Consider the following 24,864-nt stretch of genomic DNA (forward strand, 5'->3'; position numbering starts at 1 on the left):
CGGAGAAGGAACCACCATGTCCAAGACGGCTTACGTCCGCACGAAACCGCACCTGAACATCGGCACCATGGGCCACGTCGACCACGGCAAGACCACCCTGACCGCCGCCATCACCAAGGTCCTCAGCGAGCGCGGCACCGGCGGCGGCACCCAGTACGTGTCCTTCGACCGCATCGACCGTGCCCCGGAGGAGGCGCAGCGCGGCATCACCATCAACATCGCGCACGTGGAGTACGAGACGGACACCCGGCACTACGCGCACGTGGACATGCCGGGCCACGCCGACTACGTGAAGAACATGGTCACCGGCGCGGCGCAGCTGGACGGCGCGATCCTCGTCGTGTCGGCGCTCGACGGGATCATGCCGCAGACCGCCGAGCACGTGCTGCTCGCCCGCCAGGTCGGCGTCGACCACATCGTCGTCGCCCTCAACAAGGCCGACGGCGGCGACGAGGAGCTCATGGACCTCGTCGAGCTGGAGGTCCGCGACCTGCTCTCCGCGCACGGGTACGGGGGCGACGCGGTGCCCGTCGTACGGGTCTCGGGGCTCCGGGCGCTGCAGGGCGACCCGCGGTGGACGGCGGCGATCGACGCGCTGCTCGACGCGGTGGACACCTACGTGCCGATGCCCGAGCGCTATCTCGACGCGCCGTTCCTGCTGCCCGTGGAGAACGTGCTCACGATCACCGGGCGCGGCACCGTCGTCACCGGCGCCGTCGAGCGCGGCACCGTCCGTATCGGGGACCGCGTGGAGGTCCTCGGCGCGGAGACGGAGACGGTGGTCACCGGCCTGGAGACGTTCGGCAAGCCGATGGAGGAGGCGCAGGCGGGGGACAACGTGGCGCTGCTGCTGCGCGGGCTGCCACGCGACGCCGTACGGCGCGGGCACGTGGTCGCGGCGCCCGGCAGTGTCGCCCCACGGCGGCGGTTCACCGCGCAGGTGTACGTCCTCGCGGCGCGCGAGGGCGGGCGCAGGACCCCGATCGCCACCGGGTACCGGCCGCAGTTCTACATCCGCACCGCGGACGTGGTCGGCGACGTCGACCTCGGTGAGGCGGCCGTGGCCCGGCCCGGCGACACCGTCACGATGACGGTCGAACTCGGCCGCGACGTACCGCTGGAGACGGGTCTCGGCTTCGCGATCCGCGAGGGCGGCCGCACGGTCGGCGCGGGCACGGTGACCGGGATCGCCTGACCGGACGCGTCCGGCCCCACGCCGCCCGGGACGTGCCTCCGGGGGAGGCCGCTGAGCGCGCCGGTCGGCATTACCGCCCACCGGCGCGCTCCTCGTGGAGCACTCACATGCCCCCTGGCGTGGGGCGCCGCGCGAGCCGCACACGGAAGCCGACTGAGCCCCGCCCCGGCGGGCAAGGCGTCCGACCGGCGTTGCGCCGTCGCGCGAACACACCGGTTCCGGCCGTCTTGCGGCCCGCCCCCGGCCCCCGTCGCCGGCCGGCCTGAGCAGCGCGTACGGGCGGGCACAATGGACGGCGTGGACGAGCAGGAGTTCGAGGGCATGCCGGAACCGGTCGCGGTGATCAGGGAGGTCGATCACGGCACCGCCAAGCTCATGCCCGACGTCGACCGGCCGCGCGCCTGGTTGCTCACGGTCGACGGGGCGCCCCAGTCCTACGTCGACCTGGACGAACCCACGTACCTGGAGTTCGAGTACGCGCGCAGACTCGCGCACCTCCTCGACATCGCGGCCGACCCGGGAGCCCCGCTCGACGTCGTCCACCTCGGCGGCGGAGCCCTCACCCTGCCCCGCTACCTCGCCGCCACCCGGCCCGGCTCCCGGCAGGACGTGGTCGACGCGGACCGGGGGCTGCTCCAACTGGTCGCCGAATGTCTGCCGTTGACCGAACCGAGTGGGGTCGCGGTGCACGGGGCGGACGCCAGGCAGTGGCTCGACGCGGCGCCGGAGAACAGCGCCGACATCCTGCTCGCCGACGTCTTCGGCGGCTCACGCGTCCCCGCGCACCTCACCACCGTCGCGTACGCGCGCGCCGCCGACCGGGTGCTGCGCCCGGGCGGGCACTACGCCGCGAACCTCGCCGACGGGGCGCCCTTCACCTTCCTCCGCTCCCAACTGGCCACCTTCGCCGCGGTGTTCGAGGAGGTCGCGCTGATCGCCGAGCCGACGGTCCTGCGCGGGCGGCGCTTCGGGAACGCGGTGCTCATCGCCGGGCACGCCCCGATCGACGTCGCCGCGCTGGCCCGCCGTACGGCCTCCGACGTCTTTCCCGCCCGGGTGGAGCACGGCGACGCGCTGCGCCGCCTCATCGGGGGCGCGCAGCCGGTGCACGACGGGGACGCGGTGGCCTCACCCGAGCCGCCCGACGGCGCCTTCTCCGTCGGGTGAGGGCTCGGCGGCGCCGCGCGACACGGGCTTCGCCGACGCGACCACCTCGGTGGTGCGCCGCGTCAGGTTCCGTACGTCGGGGACGAACAGGACGGCCGCCGTCACCAGGACCACCAGCACGGCGCAGCCCCACAGCGAGGCCGTCCGGCCGAACGCGGACTCCGCGGGGCCGGCGAGCGCCGTGGCCAGCGGCACCATCGCGACCGAGCCGAACCAGTCGTAGGCGGAGACGCGCGACAGCTTCTCCTCCGGGATCTCCTGGTGCATCGCGGTCATCCAGGAGACGCCGAACACCTCGATCGCCGCACCGCTGACGAACATCACCGCGGCGAGACCGGCGACCGGCAGCGGCACCGCGAGCGCCGCCGAGGGCGCGGCCAGCGGGAAGACGCAGAGGGTGCCCGCGAACAGCAGCCGCCGCGGCTTCCACCGCATCATCAAGAACGCGCCGCCGACCGTGCCCGCGCCGAACGCGCCGAGCGCGAGCCCCCACGGCCCGGCCCCGCCGAGCTCGTCGCGCGCCACCAGCGGTCCGAACACCGACTCGGCGGCGCCGACCACCGCCACCACCACCGAGAACTGCGCCACGATCGACCACAGCCAGGGCCGCCCGACGAACTCGCGCCAGCCGTCCCGCAGATCCGCGACGAGCCCTTCGCCGGGCGCGCGCTCGGGGATGTGGCCGACGTCGAGGAAGGCGCGCAGCGCCCCCGCGACCGCGAAGGCCACGGCGTCCACGGCCAGCACCCAGCCGGGCCCGAGCGCCGCGACCAGCAGACCGCCGAGCGCGGCCCCGCCGAGCCCCGCGCCCTGCATCGCCATGCGGTACAGCGCGAACGCCCGGCCGGCCTGCTCGCCGCCGACCGACGACATCAGCATGCCCTCGGCTGCGGGGCCGAAGAACGCCTGCCCCACCCCGCCGAGGCCGGTCAGCAGCATCATCTGCCACAACTGTGGCTCGCCCGCGACGACCAGCGCGGCGAAGGCTGCCTGCGACACGCAGTTGAGCGCGTTGGCGGCGACCAGGACGTGGTGGCGCGGCAGCCGGTCGGCGACCGCGCCGCCGATCAGCAGGAACAGCACGAGCGGCAGCGTCCGCGCGGCGGCCACGAGTCCGACGTCACCGCCGTCGCCGCCCGCGTCGAGGACGGCGAACGCCGCCGCGATCAACGCCCCGTGGCTCCCGAGGTTCGTCACGATCGCGGCGGCGGTCAACAGCGTGTAGTTGCGGCCGGCCCAGGAGGGGCGGCGGCGCGGCGCGGGGGTGGCGGTGGTCACCTCGGGACTATCCCCGGGCGGTGGGCCGGTTGCCAAACCGTTTGTTCCCGTGTCCCGGGGCGCGGTGGCTCAGAAGTCCTCCCGGGGTGCGCCACCCCCGCGTCCGGGGGCGGTGGCTCAGTCCTCCGACGCCGCCTCGCTCCAGCGGACCGTGCCGAGGATCTTCTTCACCGTGGCGTCGGGCACCTCTTCCTTGACGCCCTTGGCGCCGTAGAGGGTCCACGCCACGTACTCGCCCGCCTCGTTCTTGAAGCCGAACGTGGTGGCCTTGCCCTCGGAGTCGCACTTGGCCGAGGTGGCGGCGCCGGACGTCGTCGACGTCACGAGGCTGCCCTTGACGCCGGACTTGGTGGTGTAGTCCTCGACCTTGCCGATCTTGATCTTCTTCTTGTCGGCCTTGGTCTGCTCGGTGTAGCCGCCGTAGACCCACCAGGCCGAGTCGTTGCGCGCCACGTCCTCGGTGTTCTTGGCGCCGTTCTGGCCCTTGGTGCCGACCGCGGCGAGCGAGGTGTCGTCGGGCTCGCCGTCCTTGTCGTCGTCGGACGTGCACCACTTCTCTTTGAGGACCGCGGGCGCGGACATGATGATGATCGACTTCGCGCCCTCGTCCTTGCGGTCGTCGAAGCCGATGAGGGTGTCGGGCGTCTCGACCTTCCACTCCGGGGGCACGTCGAAGGCGGTGCCCCACTTGGGGTTCACCACGACCTGCCAGCCGGGGATCGTCGGCTTGTCCTCGCCGCCCTCACCGCGCGCGTTGCCGTCGTCGCTGGGCTTCGGGCTCGGCTTGGCGGACTTCGACTTCGACGCGGACGGCTTCGCCGGGCCCGCCTCGTCGTCCTTGTCGCCGCCGAAGACCAGGAAGCCGGAAACGCCGGCGGCCGCCACCACGGCGAGCGCGGCCACGATGGCGGTGATCTTCGTCTTGTTGCCGTTGCCGTTGCCGCCGCCCGGTCCGCCCGTCTGCTGCGGCGGCACGGGCGGCGGCGTCGGGGCCGACCACTGCGACGGCTCGGGCTGCGAGAAACCGCCCGAGTGCGGCTGCTGGTAGCCCCCTGGCGGCGGCGTCTGCTGGTAGCCCCCCGCAGGCGGTGTCTGCTGGTATCCCGGCTGTTGATACGGGTTCGGCTGCTGGTACCCCGGCTGCTGGTACGGGTTCTGACTCTGGTCCTGCGGGTTCTGCTCGCCCCCGGGCGGCTGCTTTTCTGGCCACATGGCCAGTAACCATAGAGGTGCCGGGGGCCCGGTGCCATGCGCGCCCCCTGGGGCGCGGGGTACCGGGCCCCGGCATGTGGAGATCGTGCGGAGAAAGCGGCGGTACGGGTCAGGACTCCGTCGGGTCCTCGTGCGTGCGCACCGTGCTGAGGATCTTCATCACCGTCTTCTCGGGGATCTCGTCCGGTACGCCCTTGGCGCCGTACAGGCTCCAGGAGACGTACTCACCGGCCGCGTTCTTGAAGCCGAAGGTGATCGCCTTGCCGTCCGTGGCGCACTTGCCCTTCTGCGGCGTGTTCGTGGACCGGGCCCGGGCGATGCTGCCCTTGAGACCGGACGCGGTGGTGTACGGCTGGGCCTTGTCGTCGTTGGTGAAGCTCTTCTTGTCCGGCTGGGTGTAGACGCCGTAGACCCACCAGCCGACCTGGTTGACCGCGACCTCGTCGGTGTTCCGCGCGCCCTTGGCGCCCTTGGTCCCCACGGCGGCGAGCTCGTGGTCCTCCTTCCTGCCGTCCTTGTTGTCATCGGTGACGCACCAGGCGGGCTCCAGGTACGCGGGCGCCGACATCGTCATCAGCGGCTTGCCGGTCTTGATGTCCTCCAGGGCGATCCCCGAGCCCGGGTTCTGCACCTCCCACTGCGGCGGCACGTCGAAGGCGGTGCCCCACTTCGGGTTCACCACGACGCGCCAGCCCTTGATGGTCGGCTTCAGACCGTTGTCCGCACCGCGTGAGTCGTCGTCGGCGCCGGAACCGTCCGAGCCGCCGTTGGGGCCGCCGTCGTCCGCCGGCGCACCCGGCCCCTGATGGCCGGGGCGCCCGGGGGAGCCCGCCGCGGTGTCCTTGTCGCTCCGGCCGTCCTCGTCGTCCTCGCCGCCGAGCAGCACGAACCCGGTCACCGCGGCGGCCACGACGACGGCGGCCGCCGTCACCAGCGAGACGGCCTTCGTTCTGCCACCGCTCCGGCCGCTCCCGCCGTCACCGGCGCCACCCCCCTCCGGCACCCCCGGCACACCGGTCGCCGGCGCGGTCGGGGCGCTCCACTGCCCCTGCGCTCCGGGCGCGGGCTGCTGGTAGGGGTTGGGCGCCTGGTATCCCGGCTGTTGATACGGATTCGGCTGCTGATACCCCGGCTGCCGGTACGGGTTCTGACTCTGGTCCTGCGGGTTCTGCTCGCCCCCGGGCGGCTGCGTTCCTGGCCACATGGCGGGAAACGATACGGGGGCCGGTCATACAAGATCACAGCCGCCCCGAGCGGCCGCTCAGTTCTTGTCGGCGTCGTACTCGCGCACGGTGGCGGCCATCTTCTGGACGGTGGCGTCCGGGAGTTCGTCCTTGACGTCCTTGGCGCCGTGGAACGACCAGGAGACGAACCGCCCTTCGGAGTTCTCGAAGGCGAAAACCGTCGCCTTGCCGTCCGAAGCGCACTTGTCCGTCGTGTCGGAGCCGGACGAACTGGCGCTCACCAGGCTGCCCTTGAGGCCCGACTTCGAGGTGAACGCCTCGGTCGGTCCGGTGGTGACCCGCTTCCGGTCCGGCTGCGTGTACACGCCGTAGACCCAGTTGGCCGCGTCGTGCCGGGCGGCCTCCGCGGTGCTCTTGGCGCCGCGGTTGCCGCGCGTGCCGGCGGCCGCCAGCGGTTTGTAGTCCTCGGTGCCGTCCTTGTCGTCGTCGCTCGCGCACCACTTCTCCTTGAAGTAGGCGGGGGCGGCGAACGCGGCGAGGAACTCCGCGTTGTCGTCGTCGGCGTCCTTGTTGTCCACCACACCGCCCGCCCAGTCCCGCGACTCCAGGGACCAGTCGGCGGGCGCGTCGAAGGCGAGGCCCAGCTTGGGGTTCACGACCACCTTCCAGCCGGGCACGGTCGGCTCGGGCATGCCGTCGCCGGTACGGGGATGGGCGTCGTCGTCCGCGGCGCCCGCCGAGACGGAGGCGGACGCCGTCGGGTCGGGTGCGGCGGTGTCGTCCTTGTCGCCGCCGATCAGCACGACGCCGGTGATGCCCGCGGCGACCACGACGGCGCCGGCCGCGGCCATGGCGATCAGCTTGGTGCGGTTCCCGCCGCCGCGCGGCGGCTCGGGTGCCGACGGCGGCGTACCCCCGGCGCCGCCGGGCATGGTCGGCGCGTTCCACGGAGCCTGCTGCCCGTAGGGGTTGGGCTGGTGGTATCCCGGCTGCTGGTAGGGGTTCTGGCCCCGCTGGTTCTGCTCGCCCCCGGGCGGCTGCTGTCCTTGCCACATGGGCGCCAACCCTAGGTGACGGTGATCCGTGCGGAGGCGGGCCCTGGCCAAGAAACGCTACCGGTGGGTAACATCCCCGCATGAGCGCAGACCAGATGTCGATCGGCGAGATGCTCGCCGCCACGGTTCCGATGGCCAGGACCCTCAACCTCGAGTTCCGGGAGACCGCGCCGGACAAGGCCGTGGTCGCCCTGCCCGACCAGAGCGAGTACCACAACCACGTCGGCGGCCCGCACGCCGGCGCCATGTTCACGCTGGGCGAGTCCGCGAGCGGCGCCATCGTCCTCGCCGCGTTCGGCGCGGAGCTGTCGCGGGCCGTGCCGCTCGCCGTCAGCGCCGAGATCGCGTACAAGAAGCTGGCGATGGGCCCGGTGACCGCCACGGCGACGCTCGGCCGTCCGGCCGCCGACGTGATCGCCGAGCTCGACGCGGGGGAGCGCCCCGAGTTCCCGGTCGCCATCGAGATCCGGCGCGAGGACGGCGCGGTGACCGGCGAGATGACCGTCGTGTGGACGCTGCGGCCCAACAACCCCAGCTGAGCCGGGCCCGGCGCGGCCGGGAGCGCGAACGCAGCGGGAGAGGCCCGCGGATGTGCCCTGAGGGCACCGCCGCGGGCCTCTGTCATGCGCCGCCGCATCCCGCCGCGCATCCCGCTTCTTGTTCAACTCTTGTTCGACTCATTGACACGAGTCATCCCCGGCCATAGTTTTCCCGCCGCCACACGTGGTGTCTCACGGGGTGTCAAGTCCGTCCTGACGCATAGTGCGTTCAAAGGCCGAACGACGATCCACCAGTGGCACGTGTACACGCTTCGCTTCGCACAGTCGTGTTCGCGCACCAGGCACAGAAGGAAGTGACGGCTCATGTCCGACTCCGTGTCCCGGCGGTCAGCCCTCAGGCTGGTCGGCGGTGCGATCACCGTGGCCGCCGCGGCCACCGCCGGCGTGGCGGTGCCCACCTACGCGGCCGGCCGCGCCGGAGAGGGCCCCGGCGCGGGCCCCCGCGTCGAATCACTCATCGGCAGACTCACCCTCGACGAGAAGATCTCCCTGCTGCACGGCGCCACCGACCCCAAGAGCCTCGGCCAGGCGGGGTACGTCCCCGGTGTGCCGCGCCTGCGGATTCCGCCGCTGCGCCTCGCCGACGGACCCGCGGGCGTCCGCGTCACGGCCCGCGCCACCGCCCTGCCCGCCCCCGTCCTGCTGGCCTCCGCCTTCGACCCGGCGCTCGCCCGCCGCTACGGCCAGGTCATCGGCCGCGAGGGCCGCGCCCTCGAGCAGGACGTGCTGCTCTCGCCCATGGTCAACCTCATCCGCACCCCGTACGCGGGCCGCAACTTCGAGACCTTCGCCGAGGACCCGCTGCTCGCCGCCGACCTGGTCGCCGCGGAGATCGAGGGCATCCAGGGCGAGGGCCTCATCGCCACCGTCAAGCACTTCGCCCTGAACAACCAGGAGAAGGACCGCATGTCCGTCGACGTGCGGGCCGACGAACGGACCATGCACGAGACGGAGCTGCGCGGCTTCGAGGCCGCCGTCGGCGCCGGAACCGGCGCCGTCATGGGCGCGTACAACAAGGTCAACGGCACCTTCGCCTGCGAGAACAAGGCGCTGCTCGACGACATCCTGCGCGAGCGCTGGGGCTTCGACGGGTGGGTGATGACCGACTGGTTCGCCCAGCACAGCACCGCCGCCTCGCTCGCCGCAGGCCTCGACATGGAGATGCCCGACGACGCCTACTACGGGGCCGCGCTGAAGAAGGCCGTCCGGAACGGCAGCGTCCCCGAGGCGCACGTCGACCGCTCGGTGCGCCGGATCCTGCGCGTCATGGACCGGTTCGGGCTCCTCGACGGCAGCGCGCCACCGCGGCCCCGGCGCGACCCCGAGGCCGGCGCGGCCGTCGCCCGGGAGGTCGCCGAGGCGGGCGCCACCCTGCTGCGCAACGCGCACGGAACCCTGCCGCTGACCGGCCGCGCCGCCCGCGACATCGCCGTCATCGGCCCCACCGGCCGCTACCCGTTCGTCAGCGGCGGCGGCAGCGCCCACGTCGTCCCCGACCGCGCCGACAGCCCGCTGCACGCCATCACCGCACGCGCCGGCCGGCACGCCGACGTCCGTTACGCGCTCGGCGAGGACCTCTACGGCAAGGCCATCCCCCGGCGCGCCCTCACCCCCGGTCTCGACACGGAGGGCCAGCGCGTCGGCGCCGGGAAGACCTGGAGGTACGAGGGGACGCTGACGCCCGGGGAACCGGACGAGTGGACGCTCGTCCTCCACTACTCCGGCGAGCGGCCCACGGTGGAGCTGGACGGCACCGAGCTCTACCCGAAGCTGCCCGGCGTGGGCGAGTTCTTCTCCGGCGGCCTCGTCTCCACCGCCCCCGACGGCCTGAACGTGCGCCGCGCCACCCTGCGGCTCGGCCCCGCCGGACACCACCTGCGGATCACCGCCAAGGGCGGGGACACCGGCCAGACGTTCCGGCTGCGCCGCGTCACCGGGGCCACCCGCGCCGCCGACGTGGCCGAGGCGGTGCGCAGGGCCCGCGGCGCGCACGGCGTGGTGCTCTTCGCGTACGAGGACGCGACCGAGGGCCAGGACCGCACGACCGTCGCGCTCCCCGGCCACCAGGAGGCGCTGATCCGCGCGGTGACCGCGGCCAACCCGCGGACCACGGTGGTCCTCAACACCTCGTCCGCCACCTCCATGCCGTGGCTGGAGCGGACCGCCGCCGTGCTGCAGATGTACTACCCCGGTCAGGAAGGCGCGGCCGCCACCGCCGCCGTCCTGTTCGGCGACTGCGACCCCGGCGGCCGGCTCACCCAGTCCTTCCCGGTGGACGACGACCGCCACCCGATGGCGGGGGACCCGCGCCGCTACCCCGGCCTCGACGGCGTCGAGGAGTACTCCGAGGGCATCCACGTCGGCTACCGCTGGTACGACGCCGAGGACGTGCGGCCGCTCTTCCCCTTCGGGCACGGCCTCTCGTACACCACGTTCTCCTACCGGGACCTGACCGTGCGCAGGTCGGGCCGGGGTGTGGACGTCGGCTTCACCGTGCGCAACACCGGCGGGCGGGACGGCGTCACCGTCGCCCAGGTGTACGTCGGCCCCTCACCGGACCTGGACCTTTCGCAGGCCGAACGGGCGCTCGGCGGCTACCGGCGGCTCGCGCTGCGCGCGGGGGAGCGGCGGCGCGTCACCGTCCACGTCGACGGCCGGGCCCTGTCGGCGTGGGACGCCGAGCGGCACGGCTGGGTGCGCGGCACCGGACGGCGCGCCGTGCAGGTGGGTACATCGGCACGTGACGTGGTCCTCTCCACGACCACCGTGGTCAAGGGAGCCGGGTCATGAGGGCGCGCGGCGGGAGGCGTCGCGGGCGGGGGAGCGGCAGGGGCGCCGGCGGTCCGATACGGCGTGCCGCGTCGGTCGTCGCGGTCCTCGCGGCGGCCGTCGCGGCCACCCTCGTGCCGCCGCCGGCCCAGGCCGGGGGCGCGCCCGTCGGCACGGGCGGCAGCGGCGGCCCGCTCGTGCGGACCGACGCCGGCTGGATCCGCGGCCGGGTCACCGCCGAGGGGCGCCGGTTCCTCGGTGTCCCCTACGCGGAGCAGCCCGTGGGCCGCCTGCGCTGGACGGAGCCGCGGCCCGCGAAGGCCTGGCACGGGGTGCGCCCGGCGACCGGGTTCGGCAACCGCTGTGTGCAGACGTCGAGTTGGGACCCCGGCTACGAGAGGCCGAGTCACACCGAGGACTGCCTGGACCTCAACGTCTACGCGCCCGGGGGCCGTGCGGAGCGGCGCCCCGTGATGGTGTGGCTGCACGGCGGCGGGCTCACCGCGGGCGCGGGCGAGGACGTCGTACCCGACACCTTCGCCCGCAGGACCGGCACCGTCGTCGTGACCGTCAACTACCGTCTGGGAGCGATGGGGTTCCTCGCCACCGGTGGCCTCGACGGCGAGGCGTCCGACGGGGTCTCGGGCAACTACGGGCTGCTCGACCAGCAGGCCGCGCTGCGCTGGGTGCGGGCCAACATCGGCCGGTTCGGCGGCGACGCGCACCGGGTCACCCTCGCGGGCGAGTCCGCGGGCGGCCGCTCCGTGTGCACCCAGCTCGCCTCGCCGGCCGCCCGCGGCCTGTACCGCGCGGGCATCGTGGAGAGCGGCGCGTACGGCGACTGCGCGGCCCGCGAGCGGCGGCGGGCCGTCACGGACGGGGCGGCCTTCGCGAAGAAGGCGGGCTGCCCGGACCCGAAGACCGCCCTCGCCTGTCTGCGGGCCAGGCCGGCGAAGGAGATCCTCGCGGCGCAGGCCGGCTTCGACTGGGCGCCGGTCGTGGGCGGCACGTTCCTGCCGGTGCAGCCCGAGGAGGCGTACGAGGACGGGAGCGCGGCGCGCGTGCCCGTGCTGAACGGCGCGAACAGCGACGAAGGGCGCCTCTTCGCCTTCGGACAGTTCGACGGTCAGGGCGAGCCGCTCACCGCCGAGCGGTACCCGGGTGCGCTCGCCGAGGCGTTCGGGGCCGACGTCGGCCGCCGAGTGCTCCGGCGCTACCCGCTCGCGGCGTACTCCTCGCCCACGCACGCGTACGCGGCGGCGCTCGGGGACCGCATGTTCGCCTGCTCGGCCCTGCGCATGAACACGGCCCTCGCACACCGCGGGCCCGTCTACGCCTACGAGTTCGCGGACCGCACCTCACCGCCGTTCGCGTCGCTGCGCGATCTCGGCACCGACTTCGACTTCGGCGCGACCCACGTCAACGAGGTCCAGTACCTCTTCAAGCACTTCGGCCTGGTCACCCCGCTCAACACCGAACAGCGGGCGCTGGCGCGGCAGATGGTCCAGTACTGGGGCTCCTTCGTCCACGGCGGGCCGCCGCGCGCCGACGGCGCACCCACCGCTCACGACCAGCGCACCCGGCCGGGACGTGTGCTGTCCCTGCGCACCGCGTCGGCAGGCGGGACCACGATCAGCGCGACGGTGCACGGCGAGCACCGGTGCGGGCTCTGGGACGCCGTTCCGGCCGGGTGAGCCCGTCCGGGTAGGCTGCCCGGCGTGCGCGTCCGTGGGGGGAGCGCGCGCCGGGCACACACACTTGGGACCACGGGAGGAACCGGCGTTGCACGTTCAGGAGTGGCTGGAGCAGGTACCGGCCGTCAGCATCTACGCGCTGGTGGGCCTCGTCATCGGACTGGAGAGCCTGGGCATTCCGCTGCCCGGTGAGATCGTCCTGGTCTCGGCGGCGCTGCTGTCCTCCCAGCACGGGGACCTCAACCCGGTGATCCTCGGGGCGTGCGCCACCGTCGGCGCCATCATCGGCGACTCCATCGGGTACGCGATCGGGCGCAAGGGCGGCCGGCCGCTGCTGGCCTGGCTGGAACGGAAGTTCCCCAAGCACTTCAGCGCCGCCCATGTGGCGAGCGCCGAGCGGTCCTTCCAGAAGTGGGGCATGTGGGCGGTCTTCTTCGGCCGCTTCGTCGCCCTGCTCCGCATCTTCGCCGGTCCGCTCGCGGGCGTCCTGCGCATGCCCTACTGGAAGTTCCTGATCGCCAACGTGCTCGGCGGCGTCGTCTGGGCGGGCGGCACCACCGCCGTCATCTACTACATCGGCGTGGTCGCAGAGGACTGGCTCAAGCGGTTCTCGTACGTGGGACTCGGCATCGCCGTCCTGATCGGCGTCTGTTCGATGCTGCTCGTCAAGCGCCGGGCGCAGAAGGCCGCGGCGGAGGCGGAGACGGCCGGCGCCGACGCGACCGAGCCGCGGACCGTGCCCGCCGCCGACTGACGGGAAAGCGCTCAGCCCGCCGCGTGCGCGTCGCGGTGGGCCTTGGCCAGCTCCACGTACATCGTGCCGTTGAGGGAGATGCCCGCGCGCTCCTCCTCGGTGAGCGGCCTGCGGACCTTGGCGGGCACCCCCGCCACCAGCGACCCCGGCGGCACCCGCATGCCCTGCGGCACCAGGGCCTGCGCGGCCACCAGGGACCCGGCGCCGATCACCGCGCCGTTGAGGACGGTGGCGCCCATGCCGACCAGGCAGTCGTCCTCGACGGTGCAGCCGTGCAGGACGGCGTTGTGGCCGACCGAGACGCGCTCGCCGACCGTGATCGGGAACCCGGGGTCGACGTGCAGGCTGCAGTTGTCCTGGATGTTGCTGTCGGCGCCCACCACGATGGGCCCGCAGTCGGCGCGCAGCACCGCGCCGTACCAGGCGCTCGCCCCGGCGTGCAGCGTCACGTCGCCGAGCACGACGGACGTCGGCGCGGTGAAGGCTTCCCCGTCGATCTTCGGGTCCTTGCCGCCGATGCCGGTGATGAGTGCCTCGTGGCCCATCGACTCGCTCCTTCTTCGTCACATCCGTGTGGTGTCGCGCCTGACGGCACGGTACGGGACGCGGGCCCGGGTGCCGCCGCGTGGGGTGAAGATCACAGGCCGGGGGACTGCGGGGCGGGGTGGCACTGAGTAACGTGAGCCCGTGCCGAAGAACAGGAACACGTTCTCATCCCTCGCCGCCGCGCCGCGCCGGCTGGCGCAGCGCGCCGTCCACGCGGGCTGGGAGTGGGCGCAGCGCACCGGCGCGGTGACCGCCGCGCACCCCGGGCGGCTGCGGTTCGGCGCGATCGGCGAGGGCACCCGGCTCGCCTTCCCGCAGGGCACGGTCTTCGGTGAGCCGTGGATCAGGCTCGGCGACCACTGCATCGTCGGCCAGCACGTCACGCTCACCGCCGGCATGATGCCGGACCTCGACCTCGGCCCCGAGGCGATCCTGCGCATCGGCAACGGCGTGGTGCTCGGCCGCGGGAGCCACGTCATCGCGGACACCACGGTCTCCATCGGCGACGACTGCTACTTCGGGCCCTACGTGTACGTGACGTCCACCAACCACTCCTACGACGACCCGCACACGCCCATCGGCAAGCAGTGGCCCCGCATGGACCCGGTGGAGATCGGCCCGGGCTGCTGGATCGGGACCGGCGCGGTGATCCTGCCGGGCGCCCGGATCGGCCGCAACGTGGTGGTCGCCGCGGGCGCGGTCGTCCGGGGCGAGGTCCCCGACCACGCCGTGGTCGCGGGCGCGCCCGCCCGTGTCGTCCGCACCTGGGACGCCGACCAGGGGTGGCAGCCCCCGCTGCGCACGCCGGCGCCGGTGCCGATACCCGACGGTGTCACGCCGGAACAGCTCATCGCCCTGGGTGAGTTGGGCGAGGTCTGAGGGACGGGTCCGAGGGGCGGGGTCCAGGACCGCGCGGAAGACCGCGCCGCCGCACCCCGCGCAGTACAGTGCGGTGGACCATCTGGGATGATGGGGTGCACCTCACCCCAGTTCAGTGCCGTGAACCACGTCATCCAGGATATTGGACGGAATGTGTCGGACCTCGACCAGCTGACCCAGTCGCTCGCGCGCAACCTCAAGCGGTACCGCACCGAGCGGGGCTTCACCCTCGACGCCCTGGCGGCCCGCGCGGGCGTGAGTCGCGGCATGATCATCCAGATCGAGCAGGCCAGGACCAACCCGAGCGTGGGCATCACGGTGAAGCTCGCGGACGCGCTGGGCGTCAGCATCACCACCCTCCTCGACCACGAGCAGGGGCCGCACGTCCGGCTCGTGCCGCCGGAGCAGGCGGTGCGGATGTGGTCCACCGAGGCCGGCAGCAACACCACGCTCCTCGTCGGGGCCGAGGCCCGGGGCCCCTTCGAGCTGTGGTCCTGGCGTCTGGAGCCGGGTGAGGGCAGCGACTCCGACGCGCACCCGGCGGGCACCGTCGAGCTGCTGCACGTCTCGCGCGGCGCCCTGACGCTCGTCGTGGACGGCGTGGAGCATGTCGTGCCGGCCGGATCGGCGGCGTCCTTCGAGGCCAACGTGGCGCACGGCTACCACAACAAGGGCGGCGAAGTCGTCGAGATGACGATGTCGGTGTCGGTGCCGCCGGCCCACGCGGCCTCCCACTGACGGCAGTCGGTCGCCCAGGGACGTCGCCGGCCGGTGGCCGGCGGCTGCTAGCGTGCCGCCATGCGTGCTCCTCTCGGTGATTTCGACGTCGTCAGCCCCGCCCCCGAAGCCCTCGACCTGCTGGTGCCCGCGGTCGCGGACGCCGTACGCGGCTGGAGCGGTCCCGTACCGGCCGACGAGCTCATCCACGTCGACACCGAGCCCCAGTGGGCCGACACGGCCACCTTCCTGGAGCACTACGGACCCGAGCTCCTCGGGCAGTCCGCCAACTGCGTCGTCGTGGCGGGCAAGCGCGGCGGCGAGACCACGCTCGCCGCCTGCGTCGTCCTGTCCGGCACGCGCGTCGACGTGAACGGCGTCGTCCGCCGTCAACTGGGCGCACGCAAGGCCTCGTTCGCTCCGATGGAGACGGCCACCGGTGAGACGGGCATGGAGTACGGCGGCATCACGCCGATCGGGCTGCCCGCCGCATGGCCGCTCCTGATCGACGCCGCCGTGGCCGATCTGCCGTACGTCCTGGTGGGCAGCGGCAGCCGGCGCGGCAAGCTCATCGTGCCGGGCAAGACGTTCCCGGGGCTGCCGAACGCGGTCGTCGTCGAGGGGCTCGGTGTCGCCGTCGACGGCTGACCGGGCCCGGCGGCGCCGGGGCGCCCCGGTCATTCCTCCAGGCCGCCCCGCGCGATGAGTTGACGCACGATCACATTGCGCTGGATCTCGTTGGTGCCCTCCCCGACGATCATCAGCGGGGCGTCGCGGAAGTAGCGCTCGACGTCGAACTCCGTCGAGTACCCCTGCCCGCCGTGCACGCGCACCGCGTCCAGGGCGATCCGCATGGCGGTCTCCGACGCGAACAGCTTGGCCATCCCCGCCTCCATGTCCACCCGCCGCCCCGCGTCCGCCTCCCGGGCCGCGTGCAGGGTGAGCTGACGCGCGGCGGAGAGCGAAGTGGCCATGTCCGCCAGGTAGTTGCCGATCGACTGGTGCCGCCAGATCGGCACGCCGAACGACTCGCGCTCCTGGGCGTAGCGCAGCGCGTCCTCGAACGCGGCGCGCCCCACGCCGAGCGCACGGGCCGCGACCTGTAGCCGCCCCGTCTCCAGGCCCTTCATCATCTGCCCGAACCCGCGGCCCTCGACGCCCCCGAGCAGCGCGCCGGCCGGGGCGCGGTAGCCGTCGAAGGAGACCTCGCAGCTCTCCACGCCCTTGTAGCCGAGCTTCGGCAGATCGCGCGAGACGGTCAGGCCCGGGCCGTGCTCGACGAGCAGCACGGAGATCCCGCGGTGGCGCGGCTCGGCGTCCGGATCCGTCTTGCAGAGCAGCGCGATCAGCCCGGAGCGGCGGGAGTTGGTGATCCACGTCTTCGCGCCGTCGACGACATACCCGTCGCCGTCCTCGGCCCGCCGGGCCACCGTGCGCAGCGCCTGCAGGTCCGAGCCGCCCGCCGGCTCGGTCAGCGCCATCGTCGCGCGCACCTGGCCGGTGGCCATCCGGGGCAGCCAGCGGCGCCGCTGCTCCTCGGTGCCGAAGTGCCGGAGCAGCTTGGCGACGACCGTGTGGCCGCCCATCGCGCCCGCCAGACTCATCCAGCCGCGTGCCAGTTCCTCGGTGACCAGGACGAAGCAGGGTGTGGAGACGGGCGTCCCGCCGAACTCCTCGGGGACGGCGAGGCCGAAGACGCCGAGCTCCTTCATCCGTTCGATGAGGGCCTCGGGATAGGTGTCGGTGTGCTCCAACTCCCGGACGACCGGTCTGACCTGGCGGTCGACGAACTCCCGTACCGTCGTGACGATCAGCCGTTCCTCGGCGGTGAGGCCGTCGAGGGCGCTCACCCGCAGACCCCGTCCGCGCGCAGCCGGGCGACGGCGTCCGGGCCGTGCCCCAGCTCGGCGAGGATCGCCGCCGTGTGCTCACCCGCCTCCGGCACCGGCCCCATGCGCGGGGCGACACCGGAGAGCACGGCGGGCGGAAGCAGCGCCTGGACGGGCTCGGCCGTGCCGGGCACCCTGATGTCCTGCCAGCGCCCGCGCTCGGTGAGCACGGGGTGGTCCAGGAACTCCTGGACCGAGTTGACCCCGGCGTTGGCGATGCCGGTGCGGTCGAGCAGTTCCGTAGCCGCCACGCTGCCGAGTTCGGCGAAGCGCGCGGAGATGATCGCGTCGAGCGCGTCGCGGTGGGCCACCCGGTCGGACCCGGTGGCGAACCGCGGGTCGTCGACCAGCTCGGGGCGGCCGATGAACTCGCGGCACAGCGCCGCCCATTCGCGCTCGTTCTGCACCGAGAGCAGCACGTCCTTGCCGTCGGGCGCGGTGAACGTGCCGTACGGCGCGATCGTCGCGTGGCGGGCGCCGACACGCGGCGGCTGGCTCCCGCCGTAGCGCGTGTAGTAGGCGGGCTGGCCCATCCACTCCGCCAGCGCGTCGAAGAGGGACACCTCGACGGTGGGCGCGCGCCCCGTCGTCGCGCGCGTGAACAGCGCCGACAGGATGCCGCTGTACGCGTACATCCCGCCCGCGATGTCGGCCACCGAGATGCCGGCGCGCGCGACCTCGTCCGGTGTCCCGGTGAGCTGGAGGAGCCCGGTCTGGCACTGCACCAGCAGGTCGTACGCCTTGCGGTCGGCCCAGGGCCCGTCCGTGCCGTATCCGGTGACGGTGCAGGGGATCAGCGACGGGTGGCGCTCTTGCAGCGCCTCGGCGCCGAGGTCCAGGCGGTTCGCGGCGCCCGGGGCGAGGTTCTGCACGAACACGTCGGCATCCGCGAGGAGTTCCTCCAGGATCGCCCTGCCCTCGGGCGCCTTGAGATCGAGGGTGAGCGACTCCTTGGACCGGTTCAGCCAGACGAAGTAGCTGGCCTGTCCGTGCACGGTGGTGTCGTAGCGGCGGGCGAAGTCACCGCCGCCGGGGCGCTCGACCTTGATGACGCGCGCGCCGAGATCGGCGAGTTGTCGGGTGGCGAAGGGCGCGGCGACGGCCTGCTCCAGGCTGACGACGGTGATGCCTGCGAGGGGGAGGGGCGAGGGTGAGGGCATGCCGCGTTTCTACGGTCCGTGGCCATCGGCGTCAATGAAGCCTCCGGACGCCGCGCGGGCCGTGGAGTGATCTTCACGGGTCGTCCCGTACGGACCTGGGCCTCGCCGTGCACATGCGCGCCCCGAAGGAAGACGCAGAGAAGCCGGTGCCGCCGCGGAGCTCGCCGGGTGGTGCGGGGGAGTGGCGGATCAGGGCCACCTGATCCGGCGCGGTCGACGCCGGAACGCTCAAGAGCGCGTGCGGCGGGCTCCCGGCCCGGCCGAAGCAGGTCGCGCAGGGGCGGGGCTCGCGGGCCACATGTGGGTCGGGCCGCAACCGACGCACCGGACGGCCATCGGACGCGCTCCGGACGGCGGGTCGACGCGTGCCCGAAGCGCACAGTTCAGCCGGTGCCGCCACCGTGCTGAGTAGGGCGACGGCACGGACGTCGCGGTCTCCCGCCCCGCCGTCCCCGCACACACATCCTCCCCGCCTCACCGCTCCGTCCCGCCCTCCGTCTCCCCCTCGTCTCGACCCCATCGAACCGAGAACGGAACCGCCATGTCTGTCATGCCCTCGACACCCCTCCCGCCGTCTCCCACGGCATCCCCCGCCACCTCGCCCCGCCCGACGGCCGCCGGCTCGTACGTCACCTCCGTCGCGCACACCCCCGACCAGATCCGTGCCGCCCAGCGATTGCGGTACCGCGTCTTCGCCGAGGAGATGGGCGCACACCTCGACACACCCCTGCCCGGCCACGACGTCGACGCCTTCGACGACCTCGCCGACCACCTGATCGTCACCGAGACCTCGACCGGCGAGATCGTCGGGACGTACCGGCTGCTGCCCCCTGGCCGGACCGGAGAAGGGCAACCGACCTACTCCGACCGCGAGTTCGACCTGCGTGCGCTCGCCGGACTGCGGCCGGCCACCGTCGAGGCGGGCCGCTCCTGCGTGCACCCCGATCACCGCTCCGGCGCCGTCATCACCCTCATGTGGTCCGCGCTCGCCCGGTACGTCCTGCTCTCCGGCCACCGGTACCTCGCGGGCTGCGCCTCCGTGCCGTTGGCCGACGGTGGCCGGGCGGCCGCCAGTGCCTGGCTGCTCGGCACGGCCACACACGCCTCGCCGCCCGAGCTGCGCGTACACCCCCGGAGTCCATGGGCCCCCGCCGGGCCGCCGCCGCAGCGTCCGACCGCCGCCGACCTGCCGCCCCTGCTGCGCGGCTACCTCCGACTCGGCGCGTGGGTGTGCGGAGCTCCCGCGTACGACCCGGAGTTCGACGTCGCCGACTTCTTCGTGCTCCTCGACACGGAACGGCTCAGCGCACGCCACCGCCGCTACTTCCTCGGCGAGGACGCGCGGTGAACCCCTTCACGGTCGACCGCGGCTGCCCGGTGGACTGCGTCACCGAACCGGTCACGCGCGTGCCGCTGGCCGAACTCACCCGCCGCTACGCCGCGTTGACGTACACGCTGACCAGGGCCGTGGCCCGGGGCGACCGGCTCGCCGAACCGCGGGCGCTGCGGTCCGAGGCGCGCGCGGTACTCGGCGCGCTCGGGGTGCGCCTGGAGGCGGACCACGCGGAGCGGCTGAGCGCGGGGGACGGCGGCCCGGGGACCCTGGTCGTCGCCAACCACGTCTCCTGGCTCGACGCCGTCGCCCTGCTCGCCGTCGAGCCGGTGACCGTCCTCGCCAAGCGTGAGGTGGGGCAGTGGCCCGTCGTCGGGGCGCTGGCGCGGCGCGTGGGCACGCGGTTCATCGACCGGGACGACAGGCCACGACGGCTGCCGCATCTCGTCGCGGAGCTGGCCGACGCGTTGCGGGCCGGGACGTCGGTCCTCGTCTTTCCGCAGGCCACGACGTGGTGTGCGGCGTCGGGTGGCCGTTTCCGGCGGGCCGCCTTCCAGGCCGCGGCCGACGCGGGCGCCCTCGTGCGGCCGGTAACGGTCGAGTACCGCGAGGGCGGTGCGCCGAGCACCGTGGCCGCGTTCCTCGGTACGGACGACTTCACCGCGTCGCTGCGGCGGGTGGCGGGCGCCCGCGAACTGGCCGTGCGGGTCACGGCGCATGCCCCGCTCGTGGGGACCGACCGGCGCGCGCTGGCCGCCGCGGCACGCGACGCGGTGCTCGGTGGCGGGCCGCAGTGGTCGCCAACCATGCTTGGGGTGTGAGGGGTTGGCCCTTCGCCGCCCCGCGCCGTGCACCACATGAAGGTCAGCGGCCGGCGGACCGGGGCGGCCCGCTCAGGACGCCGCCCGCCGCTCCAACCGGCCGGACCCCGTGGAGCCCCGCACCACCAGCTCCGGCATGAAGACGAACTCACCGTGCGGGGCCGGGGTGCCGCCGATCTCCTCGAGCAGCGCCCGCACCGCCGCCTGGCCCATCGCCTGCACCGGCTGGCGGATCGTGGTCAGCGGCGGGTCGGTGAACGCGATGAGCGGCGAGTCGTCGAAACCCACCACCGAGATGTCCCGTGGGACGGCGAGCCCCAGGTCGCGGGCGGCCCGGACGGCGCCGAGCGCCATCATGTCGCTGGCGCAGACGACAGCCGTGCAGCCGCGGCCGATGAGGGTGGCGGCCGCGGCCTGCCCGCCCTCCAGGGTGTAGAGGGAGTGCTGGATCAGCTCCGCCGACTCCTCGTCCGTCAGGCCGAGCCGCTCGCGCACCCCCAGCCGGAACCCCTCGATCTTGCGGACCACCGGGACGAACCGCCTGGGTCCGACCGCGAGCCCGATCCGGGTGTGGCCGAGCGACACCAGGTGCGTGACGGCCAGGCGCACCGCGGCGCGGTCGTCGGTGGAGACGAACGGGGCCTTCACCTCCGGCGAGAAGCCGTTGACCAGGACATAGGGAACGCCCTGGCCGCGCAGCGTCTCGTAGCGCGACATGTCGGCGGTGGTGTCGGCGTGCAGCCCGGAGACGAAGATGATCCCGGCGACGCCGCGGTCCACCAGCATCTCGGTGAGCTCGTCCTCGGTGGAGCCGCCCGGCGTCTGGGTCGCCAGCACCGGCGTGTAGCCCTGGCGGGTCAGCGCCTGGGCGATCACCTGGGCGAAGGCGGGGAAGATCGGGTTGTCCAGCTCGGGCGTGATGAGCCCGACGAGTCCCGCGCTGCGCCGGCGCAGCCGCACCGGGCGTTCGTACCCGAGGACGTCGAGGGCGGCGAGCACCGCCTCGCGGGTGGCGACGGCCACTCCGGGCTTGCCGTTGAGGACACGGCTCACGGTCGCTTCGCTGACCCCCGCGTGAGCTGCTATGTCGACGAGCCGTGCGGTCATGGCACCGGACTGTACCGGTCACCGAGAGGATTGCGCACCGCCGGTGAAAGCTTGCGGAAAGTGCTGCCTTGCAAGAGTCTTGCAGCCGGATTCCAGGGCCGCCGCCGTGCCGTCGTCGCAGGCGGCAGCGGTCCGGGAGGGGTGAGGTCCGCCACCGGGAGCGGTGTCAAGCGCGGTGGCGGCAACGGTCCGGACACGCAGATGTAACGATCGCCGGGACTTGCAGAAAGTTTCCGCAACCTCTTTCGGTGGCATTCCAGCGCTGTTACGTTCCTGGCAACCCGGCGCCGCGTCGAGTGCGGCCAGCAGGAGGCACCTCTGCGTCTCCCCGTGATTCCGGGATCAGTTGAAGGAGTTCACATGCGGCGTGGCATAGCGGCCACCGGGCTGATCGCGGCCCTGGCCCTGACAGCGGCAGCGTGCGGGGGCGACGACGGGGGCAGCGGTGGCAAGAAGGGCTCGGGGGAGCTCTCCGGCACCGTCACCTTCTGGGACACCTCGAACGACGCCGAGAAGGGCGCGTACGAGAAGCTCGCCAAGGGGTTCGAGAAGCTCCACCCGGACGTCGAGGTCCACTATGTGAACGTCCCGTTCGGCGAGGCCAACGCCAAGTTCAAGAACGCCGCGGGCGGCAACTCCGGCGCCCCGGACGTGATGCGCACCGAGGTCGCCTGGACCCAGGACTTCGCCTCGCTCGGCTACCTCGCCCCGCTCGACGGCACCGTCGCGCTCGACAAGCCCGACGACTACCTCCCGCAGGCCGCGGCGAGCACCAGGTTCAAGGGCAAGACCTACGCCGCGCCGCAGACCATCGACACCCTCGCGCTCTTCTACAACAAGAGGATGCTCAAGGAGGCCGGCGTCGGCGTCCCGAAGTCCTTCGACGAGGTGAAGTCGGCCGCGAAGAAGATCAGGTCGAAGTCCGGCAAGACAGGCCTCTACCTGCGCGGCGACGACCCGTACTACTACCTCCCTTACCTCTACGGCGAGGGCGGCGACCTCCTGGACACCAAGAGCAAGAAGGTCACCGTCGACGCCCCCGAGGGGGCCGAGGCCTTCTCGGTGATGAAGGACCTGGTCGACTCCAAGGCGGCGGTCACCGACGCCAGCGACGGCTACAACAACCAGCTCAACGCCTTCAAGGACGGCGACGTCGCGATGGCGCTCGACGGCCCCTGGTCGATCGAGGGCGCCCTGAAGGGCAAGGAGTTCACGGGCGACAAGAGCAACCTCGGCGTCGCCCCGGCCCCGGCCGGCAGCGCGCGCCAGGGCGCCCCGCAGGGCGGCTGGAACCTCGCCGCGTACGCCGGATCCGGCAACCTCGACGCCTCGTACGAGTTCATCAAGTACATGAGCTCCGCGAAGGTGCAGCAGCAGACCACCGAGCAGCTCAGCCTGCTGCCGACGCGCACCTCCGTCTACGACGTGAAGTCCGTCAAGGACAACCAGATGGTGCAGTTCTTCAAGCCCGCCGTCGCCAAGTCCGTGCAGCGCCCGTGGATCCCGGAGGCCAACGCGCTCTTCGAGCCGATCCGGCTGCAGATGGAGAAGGTGCTCAGCGGCAAGTCCTCGCCCCAGAAGGGCGCCGAGGGCATCGGTGACGCTTACCGCAAGCTGCTCAAGGGCTACAAGTAAGAAGGAGGGCCGACCGACCCATGGCTGTCGAGACCGGCCGGGCGGTGGCGAAGGCCGCGGACGCGAGCGGCGTCCGCGGCCGCGACCACCGGCCCGCCAAGAACCCGGGCAGGCTGCGCAGAGCGCTGGCCACCCACTGGTACGCGTGGGCCATGGTCGCCCCCGTCGTCGTCGTGATCGGCGTGATCGTCGGATACCCGCTGGTGCGCGGCCTGTATCTGTCGACGACGGACGCCAACGAGGCCAACGTCGAACGGCACATCGGCGTCAACGACATCCCGGCGACGTACAAGTCCGTCGGACTCGACAACTACACGTCGATCCTCTCCGACGGCGTCTTCTGGGACCGGCTCACCTGGACCGTGGTGTGGACCGTCTCCTGCGTCGCGCTCTCCTTCGTGCTCGGACTCGCACTCGCCACCATGCTCAACCGCAGGCTGGCGGGCCGCTCCCTCTACCGGATGGCGCTCATCCTGCCGTGGGCCGTGCCGGCCTTCGTCTCCGTCTTCACCTGGCGGCTCCTCTTCAACGAGAAGAAGGGCCTCCTGAACAAGATTCTCGAAGGCGGCGGCATCGACGCGGTCCCGTGGCTGAACGACCCCACCTGGGCCAAGATCTCGGTGATCACCGTCAACGTCTGGCTCGGCGTGCCCTTCATGCTGGTGGCCATGCTCGGCGGCCTGCAGTCCATCCCCGGTGAGCTCTACGAGGCCGCCGAGATGGACGGCGCGGGCGCCTGGCAGCGCTTCCGCCACATCACCCTGCCGGGGCTGCGCACCGTCGCCGGCACGGTGATCCTGATCAGCGGCATCTGGACCTTCAACATGTTCCCGGTGATCTTCCTGCTGACCCGCGGCGGACCGGGAGACGCCACCGAGATCCTGGTGACGTACGCCTATCGGCTCTCGTTCGTCGTCAGCCCCCGCGACTTCGCGGGCTCCGCCGCCTGGGGCGTGCTCATCCTTGCCCTCCTGTCGATCATCGCGGTGGCCTACCGCCGCGCCCTCCGCAAGCAGGGAGAGGTGTGGTGACCACCGTGCCGAACCGACTCAAGGAGAAGAAGCGGAAGGTCAGGGGACGCGACGAGCGCGGACCGCTCGCCTCCGTGGGCCTGCACCTCACGCTGCTGCTCGCCAGTGCCGTCGCGGTGCTGCCCCCGCTGTGGCTCCTGGTCACCTCGTTCAAGCCGGAGAGCGAGGCCTTCTCCACCGACCTGGTCAAGGACTTCACCCTCGGCAACTACGACCACGTCCTCAACGACACCGAGTTCCCGAACTGGCTCCTCAACTCGCTCGTCGTGGTGGGCCTGACCACGGTGATCGGCGTCTTCATCGCGGCCACGACCGGCTACGCGGTGAGCCGCTTCAAGTTCCCCGGCATGCGGCCGCTGATGTGGCTGCTCCTGATCACCCAGATGTTCCCCGTCGCGGTGCTGATCGTGCCGCTGTACAACCTGCTGGCAAACCTCGGCCTGCTCAACCAGCCCATCGGCCTCGTCGTCACCTATCTGACGATCGCCGTGCCGTTCTGCGCCTGGATGATGAAGGGGTACTTCGACACCATCCCGGTCGAGATCGACGAGGCGGGACGGGTCGACGGGCTCAACCCGTTCGGCACCTTCTGGCGGCTCATCGTGCCGCTCGCCAAGCCGGGCCTCGCCGTCACCGGGTTCTACAGCTTCATCACCGGCTGGGCCGAAGTCGCCTACGCCTCGGCGTTCATGACCGGTGAGGAGAACCTCACGCTCGCCGGCGGCCTGCAGACCTTCGTCAACCAGTACACCAGCGACTGGGGTTCGCTGACCGCGTCCGCGGTGATCGTCGCGGTACCCGCCGCGATCATCTTCGGCTTCGCCCAGCGCCACCTGGTCTCCGGTCTGACGGCGGGCGCGACGAAGTCCTGAGGCGTC

At 72.7% G+C, this 24,864-nt stretch carries 22 protein-coding genes; 14 read left to right on the forward strand and 8 right to left on the reverse strand.

Going from position 1 to position 24,864, the window contains the following annotated elements; translation table 11 throughout:
• Positions 1-16 precede the first annotated feature (16 nt).
• Both tuf and ACZ6B8_RS21835 read left to right on the forward strand, forming a co-directional pair.
• On the forward strand, positions 17-1,195 hold the full coding sequence (gene tuf, locus ACZ6B8_RS21830) for an elongation factor Tu (RefSeq protein ID WP_471608230.1): 1,179 nt from the start codon (positions 17-19) through the stop codon (positions 1,193-1,195).
• A gap of 321 nt (positions 1,196-1,516) precedes the next feature.
• The gene (locus ACZ6B8_RS21835; protein ID WP_471082692.1) at positions 1,517-2,362 is read left to right on the forward strand and encodes a spermidine synthase; all 846 of its coding nucleotides are present in this window, start codon (positions 1,517-1,519) and stop codon (positions 2,360-2,362) included.
• Here the strand turns inward: ACZ6B8_RS21835 and ACZ6B8_RS21840 are convergent.
• The 4 genes from ACZ6B8_RS21840 to ACZ6B8_RS21855 all read right to left on the reverse strand — a co-directional run bounded on the left by ACZ6B8_RS21840 (position 2,324) and on the right by ACZ6B8_RS21855 (position 7,091).
• Positions 2,324-3,676 (reverse strand): MFS transporter, encoded by a 1,353-nt coding sequence (locus ACZ6B8_RS21840; protein WP_471608231.1) that lies wholly within the window; start codon positions 3,674-3,676, stop codon positions 2,324-2,326. The two genes, ACZ6B8_RS21835 and ACZ6B8_RS21840, sit on opposite strands and share 39 nt — an antisense overlap.
• 81 nt (positions 3,677-3,757) lie before the next feature.
• On the reverse strand, positions 3,758-4,852 hold the full coding sequence (locus ACZ6B8_RS21845) for a DUF8017 domain-containing protein (RefSeq protein ID WP_471608232.1): 1,095 nt from the start codon (positions 4,850-4,852) through the stop codon (positions 3,758-3,760).
• Between the two features lie 109 nt (positions 4,853-4,961).
• The gene (locus ACZ6B8_RS21850) at positions 4,962-6,056 is read right to left on the reverse strand and encodes a DUF8017 domain-containing protein (RefSeq protein ID WP_471608233.1); all 1,095 of its coding nucleotides are present in this window, start codon (positions 6,054-6,056) and stop codon (positions 4,962-4,964) included.
• Positions 6,057-6,113: 57 nt separating this feature from the next.
• Positions 6,114-7,091 (reverse strand): DUF8017 domain-containing protein, encoded by a 978-nt coding sequence (locus ACZ6B8_RS21855; RefSeq protein ID WP_471608234.1) that lies wholly within the window; start codon positions 7,089-7,091, stop codon positions 6,114-6,116.
• Positions 7,092-7,186: 95 nt separating this feature from the next.
• On the opposite strand from ACZ6B8_RS21855, the gene ACZ6B8_RS21860 reads away from it, so the two are divergent.
• From ACZ6B8_RS21860 to ACZ6B8_RS21875, 4 genes are all read left to right on the forward strand, one after another.
• Entirely contained in the window at positions 7,187-7,630 is a 444-nt protein-coding gene (locus tag ACZ6B8_RS21860; protein ID WP_358708112.1) for a DUF4442 domain-containing protein, read from the forward strand.
• A 324-nt stretch (positions 7,631-7,954) separates the two neighbouring features.
• Positions 7,955-10,441 (forward strand): beta-glucosidase, encoded by a 2,487-nt coding sequence (locus tag ACZ6B8_RS21865; RefSeq protein ID WP_471608235.1) that lies wholly within the window; start codon positions 7,955-7,957, stop codon positions 10,439-10,441.
• Positions 10,438-12,114 (forward strand): carboxylesterase/lipase family protein, encoded by a 1,677-nt coding sequence (locus tag ACZ6B8_RS21870; protein ID WP_471608236.1) that lies wholly within the window; start codon positions 10,438-10,440, stop codon positions 12,112-12,114. The genes ACZ6B8_RS21865 and ACZ6B8_RS21870 overlap by 4 nt, the downstream gene beginning before the upstream one ends.
• An 88-nt stretch (positions 12,115-12,202) precedes the next feature.
• Positions 12,203-12,868, forward strand: a complete 666-nt coding sequence (locus ACZ6B8_RS21875; protein WP_471608237.1) for a DedA family protein — start codon at positions 12,203-12,205, stop codon at positions 12,866-12,868.
• Positions 12,869-12,879: 11 nt separating this feature from the next.
• On the opposite strand, the gene ACZ6B8_RS21880 is transcribed toward ACZ6B8_RS21875, so the two are convergent.
• A complete protein-coding gene (locus ACZ6B8_RS21880) occupies positions 12,880-13,413 on the reverse strand; it encodes a gamma carbonic anhydrase family protein (RefSeq protein WP_471608238.1) in 534 nt (177 codons plus the stop codon).
• A 142-nt stretch (positions 13,414-13,555) separates the two neighbouring features.
• Between ACZ6B8_RS21880 and ACZ6B8_RS21885 the strand changes: the two genes are divergently transcribed.
• The 3 genes from ACZ6B8_RS21885 (at position 13,556) to ACZ6B8_RS21895 (ending at position 15,658) form a co-directional block, all read left to right on the forward strand.
• On the forward strand, positions 13,556-14,293 hold the full coding sequence (locus ACZ6B8_RS21885) for an acyltransferase (RefSeq protein ID WP_471608239.1): 738 nt from the start codon (positions 13,556-13,558) through the stop codon (positions 14,291-14,293).
• Positions 14,294-14,446: 153 nt separating this feature from the next.
• Positions 14,447-15,031 (forward strand): helix-turn-helix domain-containing protein, encoded by a 585-nt coding sequence (locus ACZ6B8_RS21890; RefSeq protein ID WP_471082393.1) that lies wholly within the window; start codon positions 14,447-14,449, stop codon positions 15,029-15,031.
• 60 nt (positions 15,032-15,091) lie between these two features.
• Positions 15,092-15,658, forward strand: coding sequence for a YbaK/EbsC family protein (locus ACZ6B8_RS21895; RefSeq protein WP_471082391.1), 567 nt, complete (start codon positions 15,092-15,094; stop codon positions 15,656-15,658).
• A gap of 29 nt (positions 15,659-15,687) precedes the next feature.
• Here the strand turns inward: ACZ6B8_RS21895 and ACZ6B8_RS21900 are convergent, their stop codons facing one another.
• Both ACZ6B8_RS21900 and ACZ6B8_RS21905 read right to left on the reverse strand, forming a co-directional pair.
• A complete protein-coding gene (locus tag ACZ6B8_RS21900) occupies positions 15,688-16,860 on the reverse strand; it encodes an acyl-CoA dehydrogenase family protein (protein ID WP_471608240.1) in 1,173 nt (390 codons plus the stop codon).
• Positions 16,857-18,059 (reverse strand): CaiB/BaiF CoA transferase family protein, encoded by a 1,203-nt coding sequence (locus ACZ6B8_RS21905; RefSeq protein WP_471608241.1) that lies wholly within the window; start codon positions 18,057-18,059, stop codon positions 16,857-16,859. Before ACZ6B8_RS21905 ends, ACZ6B8_RS21900 begins: the two co-directional genes overlap by 4 nt.
• A gap of 550 nt (positions 18,060-18,609) precedes the next feature.
• Here ACZ6B8_RS21905 and ACZ6B8_RS21910 point away from each other — a divergent pair.
• Positions 18,610-19,407 carry a GNAT family N-acetyltransferase gene (locus tag ACZ6B8_RS21910; protein ID WP_471608242.1) on the forward strand — a complete coding sequence of 266 codons (798 nt, stop codon included), beginning with the start codon at positions 18,610-18,612 and terminating at the stop codon, positions 19,405-19,407.
• A complete protein-coding gene (locus ACZ6B8_RS21915) occupies positions 19,404-20,213 on the forward strand; it encodes a lysophospholipid acyltransferase family protein (RefSeq protein WP_471608243.1) in 810 nt (269 codons plus the stop codon). The genes ACZ6B8_RS21910 and ACZ6B8_RS21915 overlap by 4 nt, the downstream gene beginning before the upstream one ends.
• A 72-nt stretch (positions 20,214-20,285) precedes the next feature.
• Here ACZ6B8_RS21915 and ACZ6B8_RS21920 read toward each other — a convergent pair whose 3' ends face one another.
• Complete coding sequence (locus ACZ6B8_RS21920) at positions 20,286-21,320, reverse strand: LacI family DNA-binding transcriptional regulator (protein ID WP_471082377.1); 1,035 nt, start codon at positions 21,318-21,320, stop codon at positions 20,286-20,288.
• A gap of 360 nt (positions 21,321-21,680) precedes the next feature.
• Between ACZ6B8_RS21920 and ACZ6B8_RS21925 the strand changes: the two genes are divergently transcribed.
• Genes ACZ6B8_RS21925 through ACZ6B8_RS21935 form a run of 3 tightly spaced genes read left to right on the forward strand, consistent with a single transcriptional unit; the run spans position 21,681 to position 24,858 of the window.
• Complete coding sequence (locus ACZ6B8_RS21925) at positions 21,681-22,955, forward strand: extracellular solute-binding protein (protein WP_471608244.1); 1,275 nt, start codon at positions 21,681-21,683, stop codon at positions 22,953-22,955.
• Positions 22,956-22,975: 20 nt separating this feature from the next.
• Entirely contained in the window at positions 22,976-23,986 is a 1,011-nt protein-coding gene (locus ACZ6B8_RS21930) for a carbohydrate ABC transporter permease (RefSeq protein WP_471608245.1), read from the forward strand.
• 5 nt (positions 23,987-23,991) lie between these two features.
• The gene (locus tag ACZ6B8_RS21935) at positions 23,992-24,858 is read left to right on the forward strand and encodes a sugar ABC transporter permease (protein ID WP_471082689.1); all 867 of its coding nucleotides are present in this window, start codon (positions 23,992-23,994) and stop codon (positions 24,856-24,858) included.
• Positions 24,859-24,864 lie beyond the last annotated feature (6 nt).

It is taken from the genome of Streptomyces sp. NPDC041122 (assembly GCF_055592445.1).

Coding starts and splice junctions, on each gene's coding strand:
- ACZ6B8_RS21835 (WP_471082692.1), top strand. CDS start 1,517: ATGCCGGAACCGGTCGCGGTGATCAGGGAGGTCGATCACGGCACCGCC.
- ACZ6B8_RS21845 (WP_471608232.1), bottom strand. CDS start 4,852: ATGTGGCCAGAAAAGCAGCCGCCCGGGGGCGAGCAGAACCCGCAGGAC.
- ACZ6B8_RS21920 (WP_471082377.1), bottom strand. CDS start 21,320: ATGACCGCACGGCTCGTCGACATAGCAGCTCACGCGGGGGTCAGCGAA.
- ACZ6B8_RS21895 (WP_471082391.1), top strand. CDS start 15,092: ATGCGTGCTCCTCTCGGTGATTTCGACGTCGTCAGCCCCGCCCCCGAA.
- ACZ6B8_RS21870 (WP_471608236.1), top strand. CDS start 10,438: ATGAGGGCGCGCGGCGGGAGGCGTCGCGGGCGGGGGAGCGGCAGGGGC.
- ACZ6B8_RS21925 (WP_471608244.1), top strand. CDS start 21,681: ATGCGGCGTGGCATAGCGGCCACCGGGCTGATCGCGGCCCTGGCCCTG.
- ACZ6B8_RS21905 (WP_471608241.1), bottom strand. CDS start 18,059: ATGCCCTCACCCTCGCCCCTCCCCCTCGCAGGCATCACCGTCGTCAGC.
- ACZ6B8_RS21910 (WP_471608242.1), top strand. CDS start 18,610: ATGCCCTCGACACCCCTCCCGCCGTCTCCCACGGCATCCCCCGCCACC.
- ACZ6B8_RS21865 (WP_471608235.1), top strand. CDS start 7,955: ATGTCCGACTCCGTGTCCCGGCGGTCAGCCCTCAGGCTGGTCGGCGGT.
- ACZ6B8_RS21850 (WP_471608233.1), bottom strand. CDS start 6,056: ATGTGGCCAGGAACGCAGCCGCCCGGGGGCGAGCAGAACCCGCAGGAC.
- tuf (WP_471608230.1), top strand. CDS start 17: ATGTCCAAGACGGCTTACGTCCGCACGAAACCGCACCTGAACATCGGC.
- ACZ6B8_RS21855 (WP_471608234.1), bottom strand. CDS start 7,091: ATGTGGCAAGGACAGCAGCCGCCCGGGGGCGAGCAGAACCAGCGGGGC.
- ACZ6B8_RS21930 (WP_471608245.1), top strand. CDS start 22,976: ATGGCTGTCGAGACCGGCCGGGCGGTGGCGAAGGCCGCGGACGCGAGC.
- ACZ6B8_RS21860 (WP_358708112.1), top strand. CDS start 7,187: ATGTCGATCGGCGAGATGCTCGCCGCCACGGTTCCGATGGCCAGGACC.
- ACZ6B8_RS21880 (WP_471608238.1), bottom strand. CDS start 13,413: ATGGGCCACGAGGCACTCATCACCGGCATCGGCGGCAAGGACCCGAAG.